Origin of the sequence: Phenylobacterium sp. (assembly GCF_016793285.1) — a bacterium.
Classification (GTDB): domain Bacteria; phylum Pseudomonadota; class Alphaproteobacteria; order Caulobacterales; family Caulobacteraceae; genus Phenylobacterium.
The window spans coordinates 1-1,842 of sequence record NZ_JAEUMO010000268.1 but is presented as its reverse complement, the minus strand read 5'-3'; the positions used below and the strand labels follow the sequence as shown (position 1 = coordinate 1,842).

3 protein-coding genes are annotated in these 1,842 nt (G+C 72.9%); 1 reads left to right on the top strand and 2 read right to left on the bottom strand.

Going from position 1 to position 1,842, the window contains the following annotated elements:
* Positions 1–190 precede the first annotated feature (190 nt).
* Together JNL41_RS22405 and JNL41_RS22400 are read right to left on the bottom strand one after the other, a co-directional pair.
* Positions 191–769 carry a hypothetical protein gene (locus JNL41_RS22405; protein ID WP_293478505.1) on the bottom strand — a complete coding sequence of 193 codons (579 nt, stop codon included), beginning with the start codon at positions 767–769 and terminating at the stop codon, positions 191–193.
* Positions 766–984 carry a hypothetical protein gene (locus JNL41_RS22400; RefSeq protein ID WP_293478504.1) on the bottom strand — a complete coding sequence of 73 codons (219 nt, stop codon included), beginning with the start codon at positions 982–984 and terminating at the stop codon, positions 766–768. The genes JNL41_RS22405 and JNL41_RS22400 overlap by 4 nt, the downstream gene beginning before the upstream one ends.
* A gap of 295 nt (positions 985–1,279) precedes the next feature.
* On the opposite strand from JNL41_RS22400, the gene JNL41_RS22395 reads away from it, so the two are divergent.
* Positions 1,280–1,842 (top strand): LexA family transcriptional regulator (locus JNL41_RS22395; protein WP_293478503.1); only part of this gene is annotated, 563 nt, incomplete at its 3' end.

Genomic DNA, 1,842 nt, shown 5'->3' with positions numbered 1-1,842 from the left:
AACAAGCGCCGGATCCGCTCCGGAAACCGGCTTGCGAGCCACGCCCCCCCCCCCCCCGATCTCGATTCAACCTGAAGCTATCGCGACCGCGAAGCTCAATTGCAAGGATCACTTCACCGGGCGCACTAATCGACGGTGACTGAAACCTACCGAATTCGCGTTCGGATGTCAAGAACAAACTACGAACATTCTACACCAGGAAGTCCAGCGCCACCTTCAGCAGCCCCTCCAGCTTCGCCGCGTCGCGGTCCACGCCGCCGGCGGCTTCGCGCGGGGTCTTCTCCTCGCCGCAGATCAGGTCGCAGGCGGCGATCAGGTCGGGCTGGCGCTTCAGCCGCGCGCGCAGCTCGGCCAGCTTCATCCGCGCGATCTCGGTCCCCTCGCCCCGCGCGATCACCTCGGCCAGCGACGGCGCCATGAACGCGCCGCGCACCTCCTGGCCGAGCGTCGAGGGGATCGCCTTCTCCAGCTTCACCCGCCGGTAGGCCCAGCCATAGTGCTCGCCGGCCGCCCGCGCCGGGGCGCCGATGCGGCCCTTGGCCTCCAGCCACTCCAGCCCGGTCTGGCGCCGGTAGGGCTGCAGGCGCACCCGCTTCCTGGTGACGGTCGGCTCGGCGATGGCGGCGCCGCGGGCCCGCGAAAGCGCCACCGTCTCGGCCACGCCGGCCGCCACCGCCTGCGCGTGCTCGCGCGCCTTGCGCTGCCGCGCCTCCCGCACCAGCCGCTCGCGCGCGACCGCCTCGGGGCTCAGGTTCTTGCGCCGGCTCATCTCGCCTCGCGTCCTGCGCGCGCCACCACCGCGTCGGCCAGGCGGTAGACCGCCTCCGACGCCTCGGCCTCGCCCTCGATCACCACGATGCCCGCGGCCGCGTGGGCCAGCAGTTCGCGCAGGAACCGCGCCCGCTCGCCCGGCTTGCGGCGGCTGAGCGCGCCGGCGACCAGCGCCGCGGCCCCGTCCGGGCCGCCCGTCCCCGGCCCGCTCATCGCGGCGTCATCGCCGGATAGCCGCCCGCGGCGCGCACCGCCTCGACGTGGGCGGCGTGCCGCGCGAACCGCGGCCGCCCCCCGACGCCGCCCCTGCCCGGCCGGACGACGCGAAAAACCGCCTCCGGCATCGACCCACGTCCGGAACTGACGCCGATCTCTGCGCACGCTCGGACCTGTGACGCCCCGCCGTGGCGGAGGACGGAATAGCTCTCTCGGTCTGTATGTTCCATGCGGTGAAATGTATGAAATCTACAGGATTTGCGCAAGTCCATTCTGTATGTTACCCACAGTCATGGACGACGGACGCGCCCAGCGGCTGCGGCAGGCCCGGCAGGACCGCGGCTACGACACCGCCGCCGCGGCGGCCGACGCCTTCGGCTGGAGCCGCAACACCTACGCGTCGAACGAGAACGGCAACGCGCCCTTCTCCTACCGCCGCGCCAAGGAGTACGCCGCCGCCTTCGGGGTCAGCGCGGAATGGCTCTACGACGCGGCCGGGCCGATGCAGGGCGCGGCGGCCGAGGGGCTGGTCCCGGTGATCGGCCACGTCGGCGCCAATCCGGACGGCACGGTGCTCTACGCCCTCGGGCAGGCGCCCGCCGAGCTCACGCCCGTCCCGCCCGGCGGCACGGAGCAGGCGCGCGCGCTGCGGGTCGTCGGCCATTCCATGCGCGGCCTCGCCGACGACGGCGCGCTGATCTACTTCGAGGACCAGCGCACCGCGCCGACGCCCGACATGCTGGGCCAGGTGGTCGTGCTCGAGACCGACACCGACGAGGTGCTGGTCAAGCGGCTGCTGCGCGGCTCGCGCGGCGGCGTCTACGACCTCGAGAGCATCGCCGGGCCCATGCGCCA

Excerpts from the sequence above, each read along its gene's own strand:
- JNL41_RS22405 (WP_293478505.1), bottom strand. The coding sequence starts at position 769 with ATGAGCCGGCGCAAGAACCTGAGCCCCGAGGCGGTCGCGCGCGAGCGG.
- JNL41_RS22400 (WP_293478504.1), bottom strand. The coding sequence starts at position 984 with ATGAGCGGGCCGGGGACGGGCGGCCCGGACGGGGCCGCGGCGCTGGTC.